The following is a 450-nucleotide window of genomic DNA, read 5'->3' as shown; positions in this document are numbered from 1 at the left end:
ACTTACAGGTACAGTAGAGCAAATGACCCGTGATCAGGCCACTCAAATGCTACAAGCATTAGGTGCACGAGTAAGTGGGAGTGTTTCTAGCAAAACAAAATGTGTAGTTGCTGGTGAGAAGGCGGGTTCAAAATTAGAAAAAGCTGCAAAGTTAGGTATTCCTGTCATGAATGAAACAGATTTCTTATCACTCATGGCAGGCTATGGGCAAACTTTGAGCTAAAAGTATAGCGAAATAAGAACCATTGATTTTAGTTACAAATTTATAAATTGATGGTTTTTGCTATATTTGAACGCTTGTCTGAGCTTATAAATCGGACAAGCGTTTCTTTTTGCAAAGGAAATTTAAATAACTTAAACTGCAAATGCGTATGTTTCTCATTTTAATTTGATAAAAATCATAAACTTAACTATTTTTTGTTTTGCAATCATTTTTAAGTTTGCCCATAA

General features: G+C 34.0%; 1 protein-coding gene. It reads left to right on the top strand.

Annotated features, from left to right (window positions below; translation table 11 throughout):
* Positions 1-223 (top strand): BRCT domain-containing protein (locus tag MPC4_RS20815; RefSeq protein ID WP_210253701.1); only part of this gene is annotated, 223 nt, incomplete at its 5' end.
* Between the last annotated feature and the right edge of the window lie 227 nt (positions 224-450).

Origin of the sequence: Methylocella tundrae (assembly GCF_901905185.1) — a bacterium.
Taxonomy (GTDB): domain Bacteria; phylum Pseudomonadota; class Alphaproteobacteria; order Rhizobiales; family Beijerinckiaceae; genus Methylocapsa; species Methylocapsa tundrae.
Note: the sequence above shows the minus strand (reverse complement) of the source record. Positions and strands in the feature narration are given on the sequence as shown.